This window comes from Arthrobacter sp. ATA002, from assembly GCF_026898095.1.
Classification (GTDB): Bacteria; Actinomycetota; Actinomycetes; order Actinomycetales; family Micrococcaceae; genus Arthrobacter_B.
This window is the reverse complement of sequence record NZ_CP114015.1, coordinates 3,768,775-3,786,849: the sequence shown is the minus strand read 5'-3', so window position 1 is coordinate 3,786,849 and position 18,075 is coordinate 3,768,775. Positions and strand designations below refer to the sequence as shown.

At 67.0% G+C, this 18,075-nt stretch carries 13 protein-coding genes, 2 tRNA genes and 3 pseudogenes; 9 read left to right on the top strand and 9 right to left on the bottom strand.

The window, feature by feature from the left end; translation table 11 throughout:
- Positions 1–10 precede the first annotated feature (10 nt).
- Together OL239_RS18565 and OL239_RS18560 are read left to right on the top strand one after the other, a co-directional pair.
- Positions 11–469, top strand: a complete 459-nt coding sequence (locus tag OL239_RS18565; protein ID WP_268910119.1) for an FAD-dependent oxidoreductase — start codon at positions 11–13, stop codon at positions 467–469.
- On the top strand, positions 439–1,221 hold the full coding sequence (locus OL239_RS18560) for an FAD-dependent oxidoreductase (protein WP_268910118.1): 783 nt from the start codon (positions 439–441) through the stop codon (positions 1,219–1,221). Before OL239_RS18565 ends, OL239_RS18560 begins: the two co-directional genes overlap by 31 nt.
- A gap of 122 nt (positions 1,222–1,343) precedes the next feature.
- Here OL239_RS18560 and OL239_RS18555 read toward each other — a convergent pair.
- A tRNA-Arg gene (locus OL239_RS18555) sits at positions 1,344–1,416 on the bottom strand.
- A 396-nt stretch (positions 1,417–1,812) separates the two neighbouring features.
- Between OL239_RS18555 and OL239_RS18550 the strand changes: the two genes are divergently transcribed.
- Positions 1,813–3,615: a phosphoenolpyruvate carboxykinase (GTP) gene (locus OL239_RS18550; protein ID WP_442864322.1), complete on the top strand. Its 1,803-nt coding sequence runs from the start codon at positions 1,813–1,815 to the stop codon at positions 3,613–3,615.
- A 101-nt stretch (positions 3,616–3,716) separates the two neighbouring features.
- Here the strand turns inward: OL239_RS18550 and OL239_RS18545 are convergent, their stop codons facing one another.
- Both OL239_RS18545 and OL239_RS18540 read right to left on the bottom strand, forming a co-directional pair.
- Positions 3,717–4,184 carry a hypothetical protein gene (locus tag OL239_RS18545; protein ID WP_268910116.1) on the bottom strand — a complete coding sequence of 156 codons (468 nt, stop codon included), beginning with the start codon at positions 4,182–4,184 and terminating at the stop codon, positions 3,717–3,719.
- Positions 4,185–4,189: 5 nt separating this feature from the next.
- Positions 4,190–5,595, bottom strand: a pseudogene (locus OL239_RS18540) (phosphomannomutase/phosphoglucomutase).
- 169 nt (positions 5,596–5,764) lie between these two features.
- Here OL239_RS18540 and OL239_RS18535 point away from each other — a divergent pair.
- Positions 5,765–7,956, top strand: a pseudogene (locus OL239_RS18535) (RecQ family ATP-dependent DNA helicase).
- 303 nt (positions 7,957–8,259) lie between these two features.
- Here the strand turns inward: OL239_RS18535 and OL239_RS18530 are convergent.
- A pseudogene (locus tag OL239_RS18530) lies at positions 8,260–8,886 on the bottom strand (FadR/GntR family transcriptional regulator); the annotation flags it as partial.
- A gap of 83 nt (positions 8,887–8,969) precedes the next feature.
- Entirely contained in the window at positions 8,970–9,794 is an 825-nt protein-coding gene (locus OL239_RS18525; protein ID WP_268910115.1) for a crotonase/enoyl-CoA hydratase family protein, read from the bottom strand.
- A gap of 87 nt (positions 9,795–9,881) precedes the next feature.
- Here OL239_RS18525 and OL239_RS18520 point away from each other — a divergent pair, with 87 nt between their 5' ends.
- Positions 9,882–10,640 carry a hypothetical protein gene (locus OL239_RS18520; RefSeq protein ID WP_268910114.1) on the top strand — a complete coding sequence of 253 codons (759 nt, stop codon included), beginning with the start codon at positions 9,882–9,884 and terminating at the stop codon, positions 10,638–10,640.
- A gap of 59 nt (positions 10,641–10,699) precedes the next feature.
- On the opposite strand, the gene OL239_RS18515 is transcribed toward OL239_RS18520, so the two are convergent.
- The 4 genes from OL239_RS18515 to OL239_RS18500 form a co-directional block, all read right to left on the bottom strand.
- Positions 10,700–11,722: an aldo/keto reductase gene (locus tag OL239_RS18515; RefSeq protein WP_268910113.1), complete on the bottom strand. Its 1,023-nt coding sequence runs from the start codon at positions 11,720–11,722 to the stop codon at positions 10,700–10,702.
- Between the two features lie 144 nt (positions 11,723–11,866).
- A tRNA-Ser gene (locus OL239_RS18510) sits at positions 11,867–11,954 on the bottom strand.
- Positions 11,955–12,067: 113 nt separating this feature from the next.
- Positions 12,068–14,188: a prolyl oligopeptidase family serine peptidase gene (locus OL239_RS18505; protein WP_268910112.1), complete on the bottom strand. Its 2,121-nt coding sequence runs from the start codon at positions 14,186–14,188 to the stop codon at positions 12,068–12,070.
- A gap of 19 nt (positions 14,189–14,207) precedes the next feature.
- Entirely contained in the window at positions 14,208–14,555 is a 348-nt protein-coding gene (locus OL239_RS18500) for a hypothetical protein (protein ID WP_268910111.1), read from the bottom strand.
- Between the two features lie 144 nt (positions 14,556–14,699).
- Between OL239_RS18500 and OL239_RS19845 the strand changes: the two genes are divergently transcribed.
- From OL239_RS19845 to OL239_RS18485, 4 genes are all read left to right on the top strand, one after another.
- Positions 14,700–15,452 carry an FAD/NAD(P)-binding protein gene (locus OL239_RS19845; protein ID WP_329609300.1) on the top strand — a complete coding sequence of 251 codons (753 nt, stop codon included), beginning with the start codon at positions 14,700–14,702 and terminating at the stop codon, positions 15,450–15,452.
- A gap of 93 nt (positions 15,453–15,545) precedes the next feature.
- Positions 15,546–16,727 (top strand): hypothetical protein, encoded by a 1,182-nt coding sequence (locus OL239_RS19840; protein WP_329609299.1) that lies wholly within the window; start codon positions 15,546–15,548, stop codon positions 16,725–16,727.
- Between the two features lie 167 nt (positions 16,728–16,894).
- Positions 16,895–17,500 carry an MFS transporter gene (locus OL239_RS18490; protein WP_268910110.1) on the top strand — a complete coding sequence of 202 codons (606 nt, stop codon included), beginning with the start codon at positions 16,895–16,897 and terminating at the stop codon, positions 17,498–17,500.
- Positions 17,494–18,066, top strand: coding sequence for an MFS transporter (locus tag OL239_RS18485; RefSeq protein ID WP_268910109.1), 573 nt, complete (start codon positions 17,494–17,496; stop codon positions 18,064–18,066). Before OL239_RS18490 ends, OL239_RS18485 begins: the two co-directional genes overlap by 7 nt.
- Positions 18,067–18,075: the final 9 nt, after the last annotated feature.

The following is an 18,075-nucleotide window of genomic DNA, read 5'->3' as shown; positions in this document are numbered from 1 at the left end:
GAACAAAATTATGGCCCTTGAATCCGTCCTCATTGCAGGCGGGGGCGTGGCGGGATTTGCCACGGCCCGTGAGCTGCGCGCCCGCGGCTTCGGCGGACGGCTGAGCATCATCGATCCGGAGGGTCTGCCCTATGACCGCCCTCCGCTGAGCAAGGACTACCTGCTCGGCACCCGCAGCAGGGAGCAGATCCTGCTGGCCGGAGCGGACTGGTTCCTGGGGCAGGGCATCGAGGTCGTCAGCGCGCGGGCAGCAGCCCTGAATCCGGACGAGGGGCTTGTGCTGCTGGAAGACGGGCGGGAACTGGCTGCCGACAGGATAGTGCTGGCCACCGGTGCCGCCGCCCGCAAACCTGATATTCCCGGCGGTGAGCTGGAAACGGTGCTCGCCTTGAGGAACCGCGGTGATGCGGACGCGCTGCGGAAGCGGCTTTCCCCGGCGTGCGGCTGGCCGTTATGGGTGCGGGGCTGATTGGAGCCGAGACCGCATCAGCAGCGCTGGCGCTCGGAGCGGAGATCACGCTGATCGATCCGGTTAATCCGCCGCTGGTGCCAGCTGTGGGGCCCGCATTGGCGCGCCGGCTGCACCGGATGCATGGGGAGCGCGGGATCCGGGTCCTGACCGGGTTCCCTGCGGCCGTCACGGCAGAGGGGCAGGAGCACTGCATTACCCTGGCGGACGGCTCCGCCGTCCATGCGGACCTGGTGCTGGCGGGGATCGGCGCCGTGCCGGAAACGGGCCTGGCCGCTGCTGCGGGCCTGGACACGGACAACGGCATCCTGGTGGACGGACACCAGCGCACCAGTCACCCGAAGATCTACGCCGTCGGCGATGCCGCCCGCGTCCGGCTGCCCGACGGAACGCTCCTGCGCCGGGCCGAACACTGGGAACATGCGCGGAACACCGGCGCGACGGCCGCTGCTGCACTGCTGGGCCAGGAGCTGCCCGTCCACGGCGCCCCGTGGTTCTGGTCCGACCGGCACGGAGTCCGCGTGGAGGGCGCGGGGTCGATGGCGGGGGCGGGCCTCATGGTCATCCGGGAAAAGGACGGCCTGCCCGCCGCAGCTTTCCTGCTGGATGAGTACGGACGGATGGCAGGATGTGCCGCCATCGACGGCGGTTTCACCGTCCGGGCGGCGCGCCGCATCATCGACCGCCGGATCCCGGTGGACCCCACTCTGCTGGCGGACCCCGCCGTCGACCTCCGGAAGCTGGCGCGCTAAGGGGCGGCGGAACCCGGGGAAGAAGCGGGGAAGAAGCTCGGATCAGTGGGCCCCGGGCGTCTCCAGGGCAAGAAAAACCCGGTCTGACCAGTATTTCTACTGTTCAGACCGGGTTTTACCGGTGCGCGCGAAGGGATTCGAACCCCCAACCTTCTGATCCGTAGTCAGATGCTCTATCCGTTGAGCTACGCACGCATTTGGATTATTTTTGAAGTTCCAGCCCGTTCAGGCTTTCCGTCAAAGTTTGTCCGTGGCTGTTTGGCCGTAAATAACTATAGCCCAGTTTCTGAGAGCTGCCTAATCGCCGGACGTGACGTCCGACAACTAGACCGGTCTATATGACGTTTGTCACATCAGCGTGTTCCGGGCCGCACGAGTTTGTTGAATTCTAGGCAAACAGCGCATGACCGCCATTATAGGTACTACCTTTCCAGCCGCAGCCGCCGGCACGCCGACAACTAGCATTCCAATCACACCACTGACCCAACGAAGGGAAGAGTCATGGGCGATGACGCGCGTCAGCTAGTTCTCGATGAGAGCGGCAAAAACGCTGCTCCGAGCCATTTGGACAGCAATACACCGGAGGCCTCCATGGGAGCCCCGACCACCCACGAGGCCCTGCTGGCCTGGGTTCAGCAGGTAGCCGAGCTGACGCAGCCCGACCGCGTGTACTGGGTCGACGGATCCGAGGCGGAAAACAAGCGGCTGACCGATGAACTGGTCGACGCCGGAACCCTGGTCCGGCTGAACCCCGAAGAGTTCCCGAACTCCTTCGCGGCGTTCTCCGATCCCAAGGACGTGGCACGCGTCGAGGAGCAGACCTTCATCTGCTCCGAGAAAAAGCATGACGCAGGTTTCACCAACAACTGGATGGAACCGTCGCAGATGCGGGCCAAGCTGGACGGCCTGTTCTCCGGCTCCATGCGCGGACGCACCATGTACGTCATTCCCTTCGTGATGGGTCACCTCGAAGCCGAGGATCCCAAGTTCGGCGTCGAAATCACCGACAGCGCCTACGTGGTCGCCTCGATGCGGATCATGGCCCGCATCGGCACCGATGTTCTGCGCAAGATGGAAGAGCTGGACGCGTTCTTCGTGCCCGCACTGCATTCCGTCGGAGCACCGCTGGCCGAGGGCGACACCGACGTCGCCTGGCCCTGCAGCGACGAAAAGTGGATTGTGCACTTCCCCGAAGACCGCTCCATCTGGTCCTACGGCTCCGGCTACGGCGGCAACGCCCTGCTGGGCAAGAAATGCTACGCCCTGCGCATCGCCTCGATCATGGCCCGCGATGAGGGCTGGCTCGCCGAGCACATGCTGATCCTGAAGCTCACCAGCCCGGAAAAGAAGGATTACTTCGTCGCAGCGGCCTTCCCGTCCGCCTGCGGAAAGACCAACCTCGCGCTGCTGGATCCCACCATTGAGGGCTGGAAGGTCGAGACCCTCGGTGACGACATCACCTGGATGCGTTTCGGGCACAACGGCGAACTGCGCGCCACCAACCCGGAGGCGGGCCTGTTCGGCGTCGCTCCCGGCACCGGCTGGAGCACCAACCCCAACGCGATGCGTGCCATCGCCAAGGGCAATTCCATCTTCACCAACGTGGCGCTGACCGACACCGGCGGCGTCTGGTGGGAGGGCATGACGGATGAGGCTCCCGCACACCTGACCGACTGGCTCGGCAACGAGTGGACGCCGGAGGCCGGGCATCCCGCCGCGCACCCGAACTCCCGCTTCTGCACGCCGATCGACCAAATCGACATGCTGGCCGAGGAATACCATTCCCCGGACGGTGTTCCGGTTTCCGCCATCCTCTTCGGCGGCCGGCGCAAAACCACGGTGCCCCTGGTCACGCAGTCCCGCGACTGGACCAACGGCATTTTCATGGGCTCCACGCTGTCCTCGGAGACCACTGCGGCCGCAGCCGGCCAGGTGGGCGTGGTGCGCCGCGATCCGATGGCCATGCTTCCGTTCATGGGCTACGACGCCGGCGACTACCTGCGGCACTGGATTACCCTCAGCGGCAAGGCCAACCAGGAGACGCTGCCCAAGATCTTCCTGGTGAACTGGTTCCGTCGCACGGCTCACGGCGGCTTCGCCTGGCCCGGGTTCGGCGACAACTCCCGCGTGCTCAAGTGGGTCATCGAGCGGATCGAAGGAACCGCCGACGCCGTGGAAACGCCGATCGGATACGTGCCCACCGGAGAGTCCCTGGACCTGAGCGGCCTGGACATGAGCCCGGCGGACGTGGACGCCGCCGTCCGCGTCGACCCCGAGGAATGGAAAAAGGAGCTCGCCGGCATCGAGGAGTGGTATGCCCGGTTCGGTGAGTCCCTGCCGGAGGACCTGGTGGCCGAGCTGCAGACGCTCAAGGAGCGTTTTGCGGCCGCCTAAGGGCCGGTACTAAATCAAGCCAGCCGGTACTAAAGCAAGAAAAGGCCGGCGGTACTGCGCAGATGCGCGGTACCGCCGGCCTTTTTCGGCGTGCGGGGCGTTTAGGCCTCGTCGGCAGCCTCGTCGGTTCCCCAGACGAGCCGGTCGCCGGACTCCCACTGCGGTTCATTGAAGGTCCAGGAGCCGTCGGTTTCGGAGTAGGTCTGGATCGCTGAAATGCAGACACCCTCGGAGTGCTCAGCCACTACGTGGATGGCGTCCGTCGCCTCATCCGGCAGGTGGATGTCTGAGAACACGGCAGCGGCACGGTTGTCCGCCTTCTGCTCACCCAGCACCTGGTAAATGTCATCGATCATGGCGTCGGCGTCGAGGTCTTCGTCGCTTTCCTCGGGTGCAACGGCAATCATCCGCAGCTCGCCGTCGTTCTGCACAACCAGGGCGGCCGGCAGGAAAGCGCCCTGCGCCTCAAGCTGCTCCTGCGCGACGCCCAGCGCGGTGCCGAGCAGGGAATTCAGGTCCTCCTGGACCTGGGCGGAGGGCTCTGCGCCGTTCAGTTCAACATCAGCCATTGGGTTTAGTTCCTAACTAGTTCAAGTACGCGGTCGCGGACCCGCACCATGGTGGGGAGGTCTTCGGCTTCGGCGTTGAGCCGAAGGAAGGGTTCTGTGTTCGACGCGCGGAGGTTAAACCACCACTGTCCGTCATCCGAGGTGAAAGTCAATCCGTCCAGCGCGTCCACGGTGACGCCGCCGCGCTCGAATTCGCTCCGGACCCGGGCAACGGCCGCCGGAACGTCCGAGAGTTCGGAGTTGATCTCGCCGGAGGAAAAGTACGGCTCGTATTCGCGGGCGAGGTCCGAGAGCGGCAGGCTCTGTTCTCCCAGCGCGGCGAGGACGTGCATGGCTGCGAGCATGCCGGTGTCAGCGTTGTAGAAGTCGCGGAAGTAGTAGTGCGCGGAGTGCTCGCCGCCGAACACGGCGCCTTCCTCCGCCATCTGGGCCTTGATGAAGGAATGGCCAACACGGGTGCGGACGGCGCGGCCGCCGTCGGCCTCCACCAGTTCGGGAACGGCACGGGAGGTAATGAGGTTGTGGATGATGACCGGCGTGGGTTCGCCGGCAGCCTTGGCCCGCGCAATCTCGCGGCGGGCGACGAGCGCCGTAATCGCCGAGGGGCTGACCGGGTCACCCTTTTCATCGATCACGAAGCAGCGGTCGGCGTCGCCGTCGAATGCCAGGCCCAGATCCGCGCCGTGCTCGACGACGGCTGCCTGCAGGTCGCGCAGGTTTTCCGGTTCGAGCGGGTTGGCCGGATGGTTCGGGAAGGACCCGTCCAGCTCGAAGTACAGGTCGACAATTTCCAGCGGAAGGGCCGGCAGCATCGTGTCGCCAAGGACCGCCGGGGTGGTCAAGCCGGCCATGCCGTTGCCGGCGTCGACCACGACCTTCAGCGGACGGATGCCGCGGAGGTCCACGAGGCTGCGCAGGTACTCGGAGTAGTCCCGGAGGATGTCGCGGACGCTGATCCGGCCCGGCGTCTTCACCGCGGGGATGGCGCCCTCGTTCAGGTACTGCTCGGCCAGGGCCTGGATTTCGTGGAGCCCGGTTTCGGAGGAGATGGGGACTGCTCCGGCCTTGGACATCTTGATGCCGTTGTACTGCGCCGGATTGTGGCTTGCCGTAAACGTCACTCCGGCGGCATTCAGGCGCCGCAGGCGTAGTAGAGCTCGTCAGTGGAGATGAGGTCCAGCAGGAGCACGTCGGCGCCGCGCATGGTGACTCCCGCCGCAAAGTCCTTGATGAACTCGGGGGAGGACGGACGCATGTCGCCGCCCACCAGCACCGTCGAACCGGCAAGGTCAAGCACGTCGACAAAAGCGGCGCCGACTGCTTTGACGATCTGCGGGGTGATGGTCTCGCCGACGACGCCGCGGACGTCATAGGCCTTAAAGGACGCGGAAAGATCGAATGCACTAGTCACCCGGACAGTCTATAGGCCAGTTTTCCATCCCCCGGCTTTCGGCCTCCGGATATCCGCCGCAGGCCCGGCAAACCGCGGGCATCCACAGGCCGTCCGCGGAGCCGCCGGTCTCCACAGGGGTTTGCCGTCCTGGAGGAAATCGTCAGCGGCGGCTGGAATAGTGGAAGGTATGGAATTCCAGCATGACACCCCAAATTCTCCGTCCTCCGAGCCGGAAGCAGCGCAGGTTAATGACGGCGCTCCCACCGGAGGTCCCGCAGGGGCGGACCCCGCGCTTCGGATCGAAGCCACCGGCCTGCTCAGGGCGCTGGTCGGCAACGAGGCCGCCGAATTCCACGAGGGGCAGTACGAAGCGATTGAGGCACTGGTTTCGGGCGGCCGGCGGGCGCTGGTGGTCCAGCGCACCGGGTGGGGCAAGTCAGCTGTGTACTTCGTGGCGAGCCTGCTGCTGCGGGCCCGTGGCGCCGGACCGACCCTGATCGTGTCGCCGCTCCTGGCCCTCATGCGGGACCAGGTGGCAGCCGCAGCCCGCGCAGGTGTCCGTGCCGTAGCGATCAACTCCGCCAACCAGCTGGAATGGCAGGACATTTCGGCCAAGCTCGCAGCAGATGAAGTGGACGTGCTGCTGGTCTCCCCGGAACGCCTCAATAACCCCGGCTTCCGGGAAACCCATCTGCCGGAACTGATCCGCCGCTCCGGGCTCCTGGTGATCGATGAAGCGCACTGCATCTCGGACTGGGGCCATGACTTCCGCCCGGACTACCGCCGTATCCGCAGTCTGATCGAGCAGCTGCCGGCCTCGGTGCCGGTGCTCGCCACCACCGCCACCGCCAATTCCCGGGTGGTAAAGGACGTCGAGGAGCAGCTGGCCTCCGGCGGCGAAGATGTCTTCACCATCCGCGGAGCGCTGGCACGCCGGTCCCTGCGCCTGGGAGTGCTGCGGCTGCCCACGCCCAAGGCCCGCCTCGGCTGGCTCCTGACCCACATCGACGAGCTCCCCGGTTCGGGCATTATTTACGCCCTGACGGTATCCGCAGCCGAAGACACCGCGAGGCTGCTGCAGAAGGCCGGACATCCCGTGCTTGCCTACACCGGCCGCACGGACCCGGCGGACCGGGAGCAAGCGGAAGCGGCATTGAAGAACAACGAGGTGAAAGCACTGGTGGCCACCAGCGCCCTTGGGATGGGCTTCGATAAGCCTGACCTGGGCTTCGTCGTCCATTTGGGCGCTCCGTCTTCTCCCGTGGCGTATTACCAGCAGGTGGGGCGGGCGGGCCGGGGCACCCCCAGCGCCGACGTGCTGCTGTTGCCCGGGACCGAGGACAAGGACATTTGGGAGTACTTCGCCACCTCCTCCATGCCCGCGGAGGGGCCGGCCAACGCTGTCCTGACGGAACTGGCTTCGGGGGCCGTGATGTCCACCGGAGCCCTGGAAACGCGGGTGAACCTGAAACGTTCCCCGCTGGAACTCCTGTTAAAGGTCCTCGCGGTGGACGGCGCCGTGGAACGGGTGTCCGGCGGCTGGCGCGGCACCGGGCAGCCGTGGAGCTATGACCGGGAGCGGTACGAGCGCATTTCGGCAGCCCGCGTTCGAGAACAGCAGGCCATGCTGGACTATGAAAGCACCACGGATTGCCGGATGGAATTCCTGTCCCTGCAGCTGGACGATCCCGCTGCAGCGCCGTGCGGGCGCTGCGACAACTGCGCCGGCCGTTGGTTCTCCGGCGATGTGGCGGTGGAAGCCACCGATCATGCCGACCAGGCGCTCAGCCGGGTTGGAGTGGACGTGGACCCGCGCGGCATGTACCCCTCCGGCATGGACCGGCTGGGCGTGCCGGTCAAGGAAAAATCAAACCGGACGCGGCCCTGTCCACCGGCCGGGCACTGGCGCGCCTGACGGACCTCGGCTGGGGCGGACGGCTGCGGGAGATTTTCGCTCCCGATGCCGGAGACACCGCAGCGGATGACGCACTGCTGAAGGGCTGCGTGCAGGTGCTCGCCCAATGGGGCTGGGAGGAACGGCCGGTTGCAGTGGTCAGCATTCCGTCGCGGTCACGTCCGCAGTTGGTCGGCTCTCTAGCCCAGGGCATCTCCTCCCTCGGCCGGATCCCGTATTTGGGGGCGCTGGAGCTCCCGCACGGCGGGCCGGCGGGGGGTTCCGGCGGAAACAGTGCGTTCCGGCTGGCCGCCGTGTGGGACCAGTTTGCGGTCCCTGAAGAAGGAGCAGCCTGGTTTGCCGCCAATCCCGGCCCGGTTCTGCTGGTGGACGACTTCGCCGACAGCCGCTGGACCATCACCGAGGCAGGGCGGGTACTTAGGCAGGCCGGCGCGGCTTCCGTGCTGCCTTTGTGCTGGCGCTGAAGGCATAGCGAACAGTTCGTACAGGGCAGGCTCGGGAGCGATCCGAGCAATCTGCGGCGCGGGCCGGCTCTGCACGGGAGACGCTCCCGGTGCCCTCCCAGCCGGTGCCGGGGGCTCTGGCGCTGCGGCCCGCCGCGGCGGGGTGCGCGCCGGAAGGGTTCGGGGCGCCCGCGGCTGCTTGCGGACTTTGGTGCGCGCCACAGCGCGCACGGCAGGCGGCTGGCCCGCCGGTGCAGTCTCCGCAGGCTGGAGAACCGCTGCGGGCGGCCGGCGCAGCCAGCGTTCAGCGGACGCCACGTGAACCGTCATCAAAGAGCGCGCCAGATCGGCGTCGCCGAGCGTCAGCGCCTCGAGGATGGCGGCATGTTCTTCCAGGACGGCGGATACCGCCCCGGCTTCCATAATCCGCTGCCAGGTGCGCAGCCGCAGCGTGCTGCCGGTAAGGGAATCCAGCATTCCCGCCAGATAAGGATTGCCGGAGGCCCGGGCGATCTGTGAGTGGAAGGCGAAGTCGTGGGCCGCCAGCTGGGCTGCCGTTGCCTGTGCGGGAACGGCATCGAGACAGGTCTGAAGTGCAGCCAGTCCCCGGGCGTTAATGCGGGCCGCGGCATGGGCGGCCGCGCCGGGTTCCAGGATGCGCCGGACTTCCAGGAGTTCGGGTGCGGATGATTCCTGATGAATCTCGACCATGAAGCCCATGGTTTCGGTCAGCAGTCCGGGCTCCAGGCTGGTTACGTAGGTGCCGTCGCCGCGCCGAACATCCAGGACGCGGATCAGTTCGAGGGCCTTGACGGCTTCCCGCAGCGAGCTCCGGGACAAACCCAGCTGATCGCTCAGCTCATTCTCCGGCGGCAGCCGGTCACCGGCCCTCAGCTGCCCGCTGATGAGCATTTCCTTGATCTTGGTGATTGCTTCATCGGTAACGGCCACCCGACTATCTTAAGCGCCCGCGGCCACTGTCCCGGCCACGCGTGGGCATGCTGTGCCCGGCCTGAAACCAGGGTGCTCCGGCGTCAGTCTCCGGTAAAGACAGCGGGACGGCGTTCGGCAAACGCCGTGGCCGCCTCGTTAAAGTCGCGGCTGGCCAGGAACGCCGCGTTCCACACCTGAACGTAGTCCAGCCCGGATTGGACGGAGGGTTCCCGGCCGTGGTTCATTACGTGCTTCACGCCCTGGACCACGAGCGGAGGATTAGCGGCAACCGCCGCTGCCAGCTCGCGGCCGCGGCCGACGACGTCGTCGGCCACCTCCGTAACCAAGCCCAGGCGGTGGGCCCGGCCGGCGTCGAAGTCTTCCCCGGTCAGCGCGAGGTGGCGGGCCGGGCCTTCGCCAATGATGCCGGGCAGCCGCTGGAGGGATCCCAAATCGGCAACGATGGCGACCTTGACCTCACGGACGCTGAAGGTGGCCGTGGGCGCGGCAATGCGAATGTCAGCGGCCGTAATGACATCAATTGCGCCTCCAATGCACCAGCCGTCCACCGCTGCGATGACCGGCTTGGAACACTTTGACAGGGAGCTGACCGCCTCCTGCATATCCCGGATCTTGCGCCGAAAATCCTCCCGGAGCCGTGCGTCCATTCCGCAGACGGCAAGCAGCGGAGCAAAAACAGGCGCCATGGCCGGCAGGTCCAGGCCATAGCTGAAGTTTCCGCCGGAACCGAACAGCAGGACCGCGCGGACACTGTCATCATCGCTGAGGGCAGCAAAAACTTCCGGGAGCTCTTTCCAAAAATCCGGGCCCATGGCGTTGCCTTTTCCGGGGCCGGTGAGCTCAACCTCCGCGATGCCTCCGGCAACGTGAACCCGCAGCGAACGCAGGGAAGGGAAGGAACTCATGGCGTCTCCGTTGGTCGGCGGTCGGGGCTGCACGTCAATATACCGGGGGAAAGGCGCGGGTGCCGCGGGCGAAGCTAGGATCGAGGTATGGAGTTTCTGGTGATTGTTCTGTTTGTCGTGGCCATTGTCGTGGTCAATTTCCTGGTGGTCCGGGCCCAGCGCCGGAAAAACTCCGCATCCGGTGAGACCGCCGGAGCGGAGGGCGCCGAGCAGGACCGGCAGCGTACGGCAAAGCCGCAGAAGGCACCGCGCAAAGCATCCGGCGCCAAAGCAGCACCGGCCGGAGCGCGGACGTCGGCAGAGGCAGCCCGCGAAGCCAATGCCAAGCTCAACGCCGTCCAGCACCAGCAGGTGTACGCCGCCATCGCCCAGGGCCACCCCATCGCGGCCGTCAAACTGTATGCGCAGTTCACCGGGCTGGGGGTGCGCGCCTCCGCCGCCGCCGTGGAGAACCTGGCCATGCACCCCCAGCCGTTCCAACCGCCGCGTCCGGCCGGAGGGGCCGCCGGCACGCCGGCTCCCGCCTCACCGGGTTCCGATGAGGCAGGTCAAGGTACTCCCGCGTCCCGCAGTAACGGGGCCGAGGGTTCCGGCGCGGGTAAAGACGGCAGGGCGTCCGGCCCGGCTGGTCCGGCCGGACCAGCCGCTCCGGCCGGACCAGCCGCTGCCGGTGGACCAGCCGCTGCCGGCTCCGGTTCCGGTGCCGCCCAGGCATCCGGCGCCGGCCCGGACAACACTTCCTCGTCGAAAAGTGCCGCTGGTCCGGCCGGCCAGCAGGGCGGACCGGCCGGCAAAAGCCGGCCGCACCGGAAGAAGACGAGATCAGCAAGTGGGTCAAAAACCTGAGGCCCGAAGACTTCTAGCAGCATCCGGCCCCGGCTGCCCAACCTGCCCGTCCCAGCTGCTCAATCCAGTGGCCGGGACCTCTGGTGCTGCCCGTCGGCCCCGTACGGATAATTACCCACCGCCGGACGGCTGAGGTCGGTGAGGCGCTGAAGCTCCGGATCGGAAAGCCGAAGCGAGGCCGCGCCCAGGTTGTCGGTGAGCTGTTCGACGGTGCGGGCGCCAAGAATCACTGAAGTGACCCCCGGCTGCGCGGCAAGCCACGCGAGGGCAACCTGGGCCGAGCTTGCACCGTGGGCGGCAGCAACGGCTTTTAGCGCGTCAAGGATCTGCCACGTGCGGTCGTTGCTGCTGCGCAGGTCCCAGCCCTGGAACTGGCGGGCGGGGTTGTCGCCCACCCTGGTCTTGCCGGCGGGGACCGCTTCGCGGCGGTATTTTCCGGTGAGCCAGCCGCCGGCGAGCGGTGACCAGGGCAGCAGGCCCAGTCCGGCGTCGAGCGCCGCGGGAACCACTTCGGACTCGATTTCGCGTTCCAGCAGGTTGTACTGCGGCTGCAGGGTTACGGGCTCATTCCAGCCGTGCGTCCGCGCCGTGAACACTGCCTTGGTCAGCTGCCAGCCGGTGAAGTTGGAGAGCCCGTAATAGCTGATCTTGCCGGCGGTGACGGCGTCCTGCAGGAAGCCGAGGCTTTCCTCCAGCGGGGTCAGCGGATCCCAGGCGTGCAGCTGGTACAGGTCGATGTGGTCCACTCCGAGGCGTTTGAGCGAGGCGTCCAACGCCGTGCGCAGGTGCCGGCGGGAGTTTCCGAGATCGTTTGGCCCCACGCCCATCGGAAACCTGCCCTTGGTGGCCAGAACGATATTCCGGGCCGCCTCGGGGCGGGCCTGGAGCCAGTGGCCAATGATTTCCTCGGATGTGCCGGCGGTGTAGACGTCCGCCGTGTCGATGAAGTTGCCGCCGGCTTCCACGAATGAGTTCAACAAATCATGCGAAACCCGCTGATCGGATTCGTTGCCGAAGGTCATGGTTCCGAGTGCGTACGTGCTGACGACGGTGCCGCTGCGGCCCAGTAAGCGCATTTCCATGGAAGGGTCCCTAAAGTTGGCGGAGCAGCAGCGAAGAAGCTGCCTGCTGTCTGGCCCTAACATAGCCGGGAAAGTGGTGCGGGGCACGGGAACACGTCCGGATCCGGGGACAAAAAAACCCCCGGTTGCCCGGGGGTCTTAGCGCGGAGACGGGGAGATTTGAACTCCCGGTGGGCTTTAGGCCCACACTTCATTAGCAGTGAAGCCCATTCGGCCGCTCTGGCACGTCTCCAAATGCCCTGGTAGCTTCCGCTGCCAGCCTGACAAGACTACCCATAAGGGACGGGTAAGAGCAAAACGTCACGGAACGGAACGCGGCGGTGCACCGGTTCGCGGCTCGCCGGTTCACCCCAGCCGTCCGGTCAGGGCCTCCCACAGAAATTCGTAGGACATGGCATGCATCCGGGCAGCCTGGCGGTTGTCCGATGCTCCGGCATGGCCGCCCTCGAGGGCCTCGTGGAACCACACGTTCGGCACGCCCAGGGCCTTCATCCGGGCAGCCATCTTCCGGGCCTGCACCGGTCCCACGCGGTCATCACTGGTTGCGGTCCAGATCAGCGCGGGCGGGTAGTAGTCGTCCTGCTTGAGCAGGTGGTAGGGCGAAAAGGTCTTCACGAACTCCCACTGTTCCGGATCGTCCGGATCACCGTATTCGGCGATCCAGGAGTAGCCGGCGGACAGTTTGGTGTAGCGGCGCATGTCCAGCAGCGGCACACCGCAGGATACGGCGCCGAACAGGTGCGGATAAGAGGTGAGCATGTTTCCCACCAGCAGCCCGCCGTTGCTGCGGCCGGTGCAGCCCAGATGCGCCCGGGAGGTAACGCCGCGGTCCATCAGATCCTGGGCGACGGCGGCGAAGTCCTCATAGGCGCGGTGCCGGTTCTCCCGCAGCGCTGCACGGTGCCATTCGGGACCGTACTCTCCGCCGCCGCGGATGTTGGCCAGCACGTACACGCCCGAACGTTCCACCCCCTGCCCGTCGGTGAAGTTCCGTTCCAGCCATCCCCGGCCCACCACTCCGCTGTAGGCCGGGGTCAGGGCCTGTTCAAAACCGCCGTACCCGTTCAGCAGCGTGGGGTTGCCGCCGTCGAGCACCAGGTCCTTCGGACCCACCTGGAAGTAGGGCACCCGGGTGCCGTCGGCGGAAACCGCAAAGTGCTGCTCCACAGTCAGCCCGGCCGTATCAAAGAACGACGGCGACTCCTTCACCGCCGCGGCGGCGCTGCCGGAGCTGCCCAGGGTTCCGCGGGACAGCGTGGACGGCGTGAGGAACCCGGTGCTGATCAGCCAGTAGTCGTTGCCCGCTTCCTCGTCCTCGTCATCAACGGCGTATGCATCCACGGTGTGCAGCGGCGGGCAGGCTTCCAGCACTGAGGCCTTCCATCCGTTGGCCGGATCCAGCACCGAAATCTGCGAGGAAACGTCACGCAGCAGGTTCAGCAGCAGGTAGTCCCGGGTCCAGCTCCAGGACTGCAGCGAGGTGGCGGGGTCGGGGGTGAACAGTGTCACCAGGTCACGGCTGCCGGCGAGGAAGGCCTCCAGTTCGACTGCCAGCAGGGATCCGGCTGCATGCACGGTTTCGCCCAGCTGCCAGTCCGTGCGCGGGCGCAGCACCAGCCATTGCCGGTGCACGTCCAGAGTCACGTCCAGCGGAACATCCAGGCGCACCCACTGCCCGTCGCGGCGCAGGAAGGTGGAGCTGTTGTAGAAGTCCACGATGTCCACGGCGAGGTCGCGTTCAAAGCCGGGCGTCTGGTCATGCGCCACCACCGCCATCATGTGGTCTTCCGGGACCTCGAAATACGGTTCGGCGTCCGCCAGGTCCATGCCGCGGTGCAGGATCCTGCTGGTGCGCGGATAGGAGGAGGTGGTCATGGAGCCCGGACCAAAATCGGTCCCCACATAGAGCTCGTCCGGCCCCGCCCAGGTGATCCGGTTCTTTGCTGCCGGAATGTCGAAGCCGCCGGGGACAAAGGCGCGGTCGACGACGTCGAACTCACGGTAGCGCGCGGCGTCGCCGCCGTCGGGGGACAGGACCACCAGCGCCCGGCGGTAGGGGCCGCCGCCGGTGGGGCGCAGGAACGCGGAGCCGCCCCAAACCCACTCCGTGCCCTCGGTGCGGCTCAGCTCGTCCACGTCCAGCAGGATCTCCCACTGCGGGTCATCCGTGCAGTAGCTCTCCCAGGTGGTGCGCCGCCACAGGCCCTTGGGATGCTCGGCATCGCGCCAGAAGTTGTAGTAGTGCCCGCCGCGCTTGGCCGCCATGGGAATCCGGTCGGTGGAATCCAGGACTTCCAGCAAACGCTGTTCGGTCTGCTCGAAGCCGGTATCCGAGAGCAGATCCTCCGTGACCTTGTTCTCGGCGCGTACCCAGTCCAGTTGTTTGTCCCCGTAGATGTCCTCCAACCACAGGAACTCATCATCGGCACCGGGGCCGGCGGGCAGGTCAGGAGTCGAGGAAGTCATGTGCCCATCCTAGGGGCGGTTACCGGGAGCGGGTGCCCAGGACATACAGCAGGGCTTCCCTCGCAAAGCCGGTCCAGACAACCCGCGTGGCAGCGGGGCTGCCGGCCGCGGGAATGACGATCCACTCCCGCATGGTGCGTTTTCCCATGGTGACCGGTTCAGCGGTGCCGGCGCGGACGAGGCCTGCGGCCCGGTCCCGGGGAAGCTTCACAATGAACGTGTCATCGGAGCCGAGAAAAGCCACGATCTCCCCACCGGTGCGCAATCCCGGACTGCGGAACATGGTGCCAACCGTCACGGGGCCGTCCGGCTGCAGCGCGGCGGCAACATCGTGCAAAAGGGCAAGGGCTGTGTCGGAAGGAGCCATGATGATGCTGCCTTTCCGGGCGGACCCGTGGCGGAGGGCGGTAGTTCGGACCACGATAGGTGATCCCCGCCGTACATCAAGCGAAGCTGCGGGTTTTGCCCGGCCGCCGAAAGGGCAGGGCTACCGGGCAGATACTCTTGAAGCATGACCAATACCACGCAGAGCTTCAAAGTGGCCGTGATCGGAGCGGGTCCGCGCGGTATCTCTGTAGTGGAACGCACCCTGGCCGGTTACCTGGCGCTGCCGGAGCAGGACCGGCCCGCCCTGGACATCGCGGTCATTGACCCGTTCAACCCCGGCCCGGGCCATGTGTGGCGCACCGGACAGTCCCGGCTGTTCCTGATGAACACGCCTTGCCTCTTTCCCACCGTGGTTCCGGCCGGTGCCACAGCCGCCGAGTTGCCCGCGTCGCCGTCCGGCCTGTCCTTCGACCAGTGGAGGATGCTGATGGCGGACACCGCCGCCGGTGTGGAACTGCCGGCTGCCGACCGGGAGGAACTGGCCGGGCTGACACCGGGGTCCTTCCCGAGCCGTGCCGTGTACGGCCGGTACCTCGAATGGACCTTTGCCCGGCTCGCCGACGCCGCGCTCGCCGCCGGCGTGGCCCTGAGGCATGTCCGGTCTGAAGTCCTCAGCCTCACCCGGCCGGAAACCGGCTCAGGCTGGTCGCTGGAAGTGGCCGGCGAAGACCCGCTGGACGCCGACGCCGTCGTGCTCGCCCTGGGCCATCTGCCTGCAGCGCTGAGCGCGGACCAGGACCGGCTGCGGGACGCCGCGGACCGCCATGACCTGCGCTACCTGCCTCCCGCGGTGCCCTCGGACGTGGACTTCAGCGTGTTCCCCGCGGGGAACCGGTGCTCGTCCGCGGACTCGGACTCAACTTTTTCGACATCATGATCCAGGTGACGACCGGCCGCGGCGGCCGCTTCATCCCCGGCGGCCCGGCAGGGCGCGCTGCGGTATGAACCCAGCGGACGGGAGCCGGTCCTCGTGGCTGCTTCGCGGCGGGGAACACCGTACCGGGCGAAGGCAAAGCTTGACTCCTACGTGCCGCGCAGCGTGCGGCTGCGGTACTTCACGCCGGAAGCGGCGGCCGCCTTCAAGGAGCAGGGCATCCTGCCCGGTTTCGACCACGACCTTTGGCCGCTGCTGCACCGGGATGCGGTCTGGGCCTACTACTCCACAATGGCGCGGGTGGCTGCCGATGAGTTGCTGGAACCGGCTGAGCTGTTCCTTAAGGAGCTGCGTGCGGCCCTGGACCTTCCCGGCCCCGAGTGGGATCCGGCCAAGGAAAAGGTCCTGGACCGCTTCGTTCCGGCGGCACGGCGCACCAACCTCGAAGCACTGGCCCAGCCCCTGGGCCGGCGTCCCTACCGCGGTGACCGGGATCTGGACGACGCGGTGCTGGCTTACCTGGAGGACGACGCCGCCGGGTCGGCTGCCGGGGAAGATGATCCGCTGAAGATGGCCATCGGTGCGTTGAACGCCGGCCGGACCCTGCTGAAATCCATCGTGGCCGACGGCGGACTCGCTGACGCGTCTTGGCTTTCCGAACTCCGGGGCTGGTTCGAGCCGCTGGTTGAAGGCTTGGCCAGCGGACCTCCGCCCGAGCGCATCGAACAGCTGGCAGCCCTGGTACGGGCCGGCGTCGTGCACTTTATCGGTCCGGATCCGCGCTTCGACATCGACGAAGCCCGCGGCGTGTTCACCGGGGTTTCGCCCTGGTCCGGGACTGAATATGCGGCGCGGACGCTGGTGGAGGCCATGATGCCGCCGAACCGGGTGGACCGGAACATTTCTCCATTGCTTGGCGGGCTGCTGCGCGACGGCCTGGCCCGGCCGAAAGTCATGATGGCAGCGGATGGAACAGCGGTGATCACCCCCGGGCTGGACGTCACCCTGCCGCCGTACCGTCCCGTGGGGATCAGCGGCGAGCCGCAGGAGGACCTCTACGTGCTGGGGCTCCAGCTTTCATCGGTGCAGTGGGGCACCGCCATTGCCGCCGAAGCCGGCTCACCGGCGGGCGCCGGCGCCCGCACCCTGCGGGACGCCGATGACATAGCCGCGGCCATCCTGGCGTCCGCCGCCGGCGCCGGGCCGCGAAAAGGCCGGACGGGCGGGAGCAATAAAGCGGATGAGCACCTGCGGGCAGGCGTTCGCAGCGCGCACTGATCCCCGCCGCCGAGGGTTTTCCTGCCCGGGAGCGGGCAGCCATGCCCCGCGGCGGGTGGGAATCCGGTCCTTGCCGGGGGTCATGTGCTTCCCTATGCTTGGCGATGCCTGCACAAACGGTACCGGGGGAACCGCGGAATGCGCTGCGGCGCGAACGGTCTGCGCTGTTGGCTGCCGGACTGACCAACGGGCCCGCCGAGCTGATCGATTTCCTGATCCCCCTCTGGGCCGGCATTGCCCTGGGAATCGAAGCGTCCCAGGTGGGACTCCTGATCGCGGTTGAACTGCTGGTCTCAGTGGTTGTCCGTCCGGTGGCGGGCCGGCTGGCCGACAGCCGGGAGCGGCGCACCATTGCTGCCATAGGCGCAGTGATCTACGGGCTCTCCTGTTTGGGATATGCAGTGGCAGGCTCCCTGTCGATGGCCTTTGCAGCCGCCGTGCTGGGCGGCATCGGCGGTGCCGTCCTGTGGGTGGCGCTGCGGGCCATAGTGAGCGAACGGCTGGCCGCCGACTCCGGTGTTTTCGCCCGGCTGATGTCCGTGCAGGCCACGGGATCGTGGATCGCTTTCGTGGCGGGGCTGATGCTGCTGGGCCAAACGGGCCTTTTCGCTCCGGTCCTCGCTGCATGCGGTGCAGCGTGCTTCATCGGTGCGGCCGTTTTGTTCACCAGCCCCGCCCGTGCCAGTGGCGCCAATGAAACCGGCGGAGCATCGGGAGCTGGGACACCGGCCAAGGGGCCGGGGCTGTTGCCCGGCGGGTACGGCCGATGCTGATTGCTTCAGCCACTACCACCGCGGCTGAGGCTGCCGTGTCCATCCTCCTGCTGCTGCACCTGCAGCGGGGATTCGGTCTGGGGGTCATTGAGGCCGCCTACGTTTTTCTGCCCGGGGCCATTGCCCTGATGGTCCTGCCGCCCCTGCTGCACAAAGTCGTCCTCCGCGCAGGGCGCCGTCGGGCGGTGATAGCCGCGTCGGTTTTCAGTGCAATCTTTGCCGTGTCACTGGCGTGGGCTGCGAGCCCGGTGCTGATCTCGGTGCTGTGGATCCTGAGCGGGGTGGCCTGGGCGGTGCTGATGCCGATCGAGCAGGCCGTGGTTGCCGAGGCGGCACCGGACAGTGTTGGCACGGCCATGGGTGTTTATACGGCCGTGGGCCTGCTCAGCGGAGCTGTCGGTGCCATCGCTGCCGGTGTGCTCTACGAGTTCAGTTCCTGGCAGGCCGCCTGCCTGGTTTCCGCTGCGCTGATCCTCTGCGGCGCCGTGCTGGGGCCGTGGGCGATCCGGCGGCTTGGCGTCGCTGATGTCCCCGCCGAAGAATCACCGGCTGTTCCGGGTCCGTGAGGCAGATGC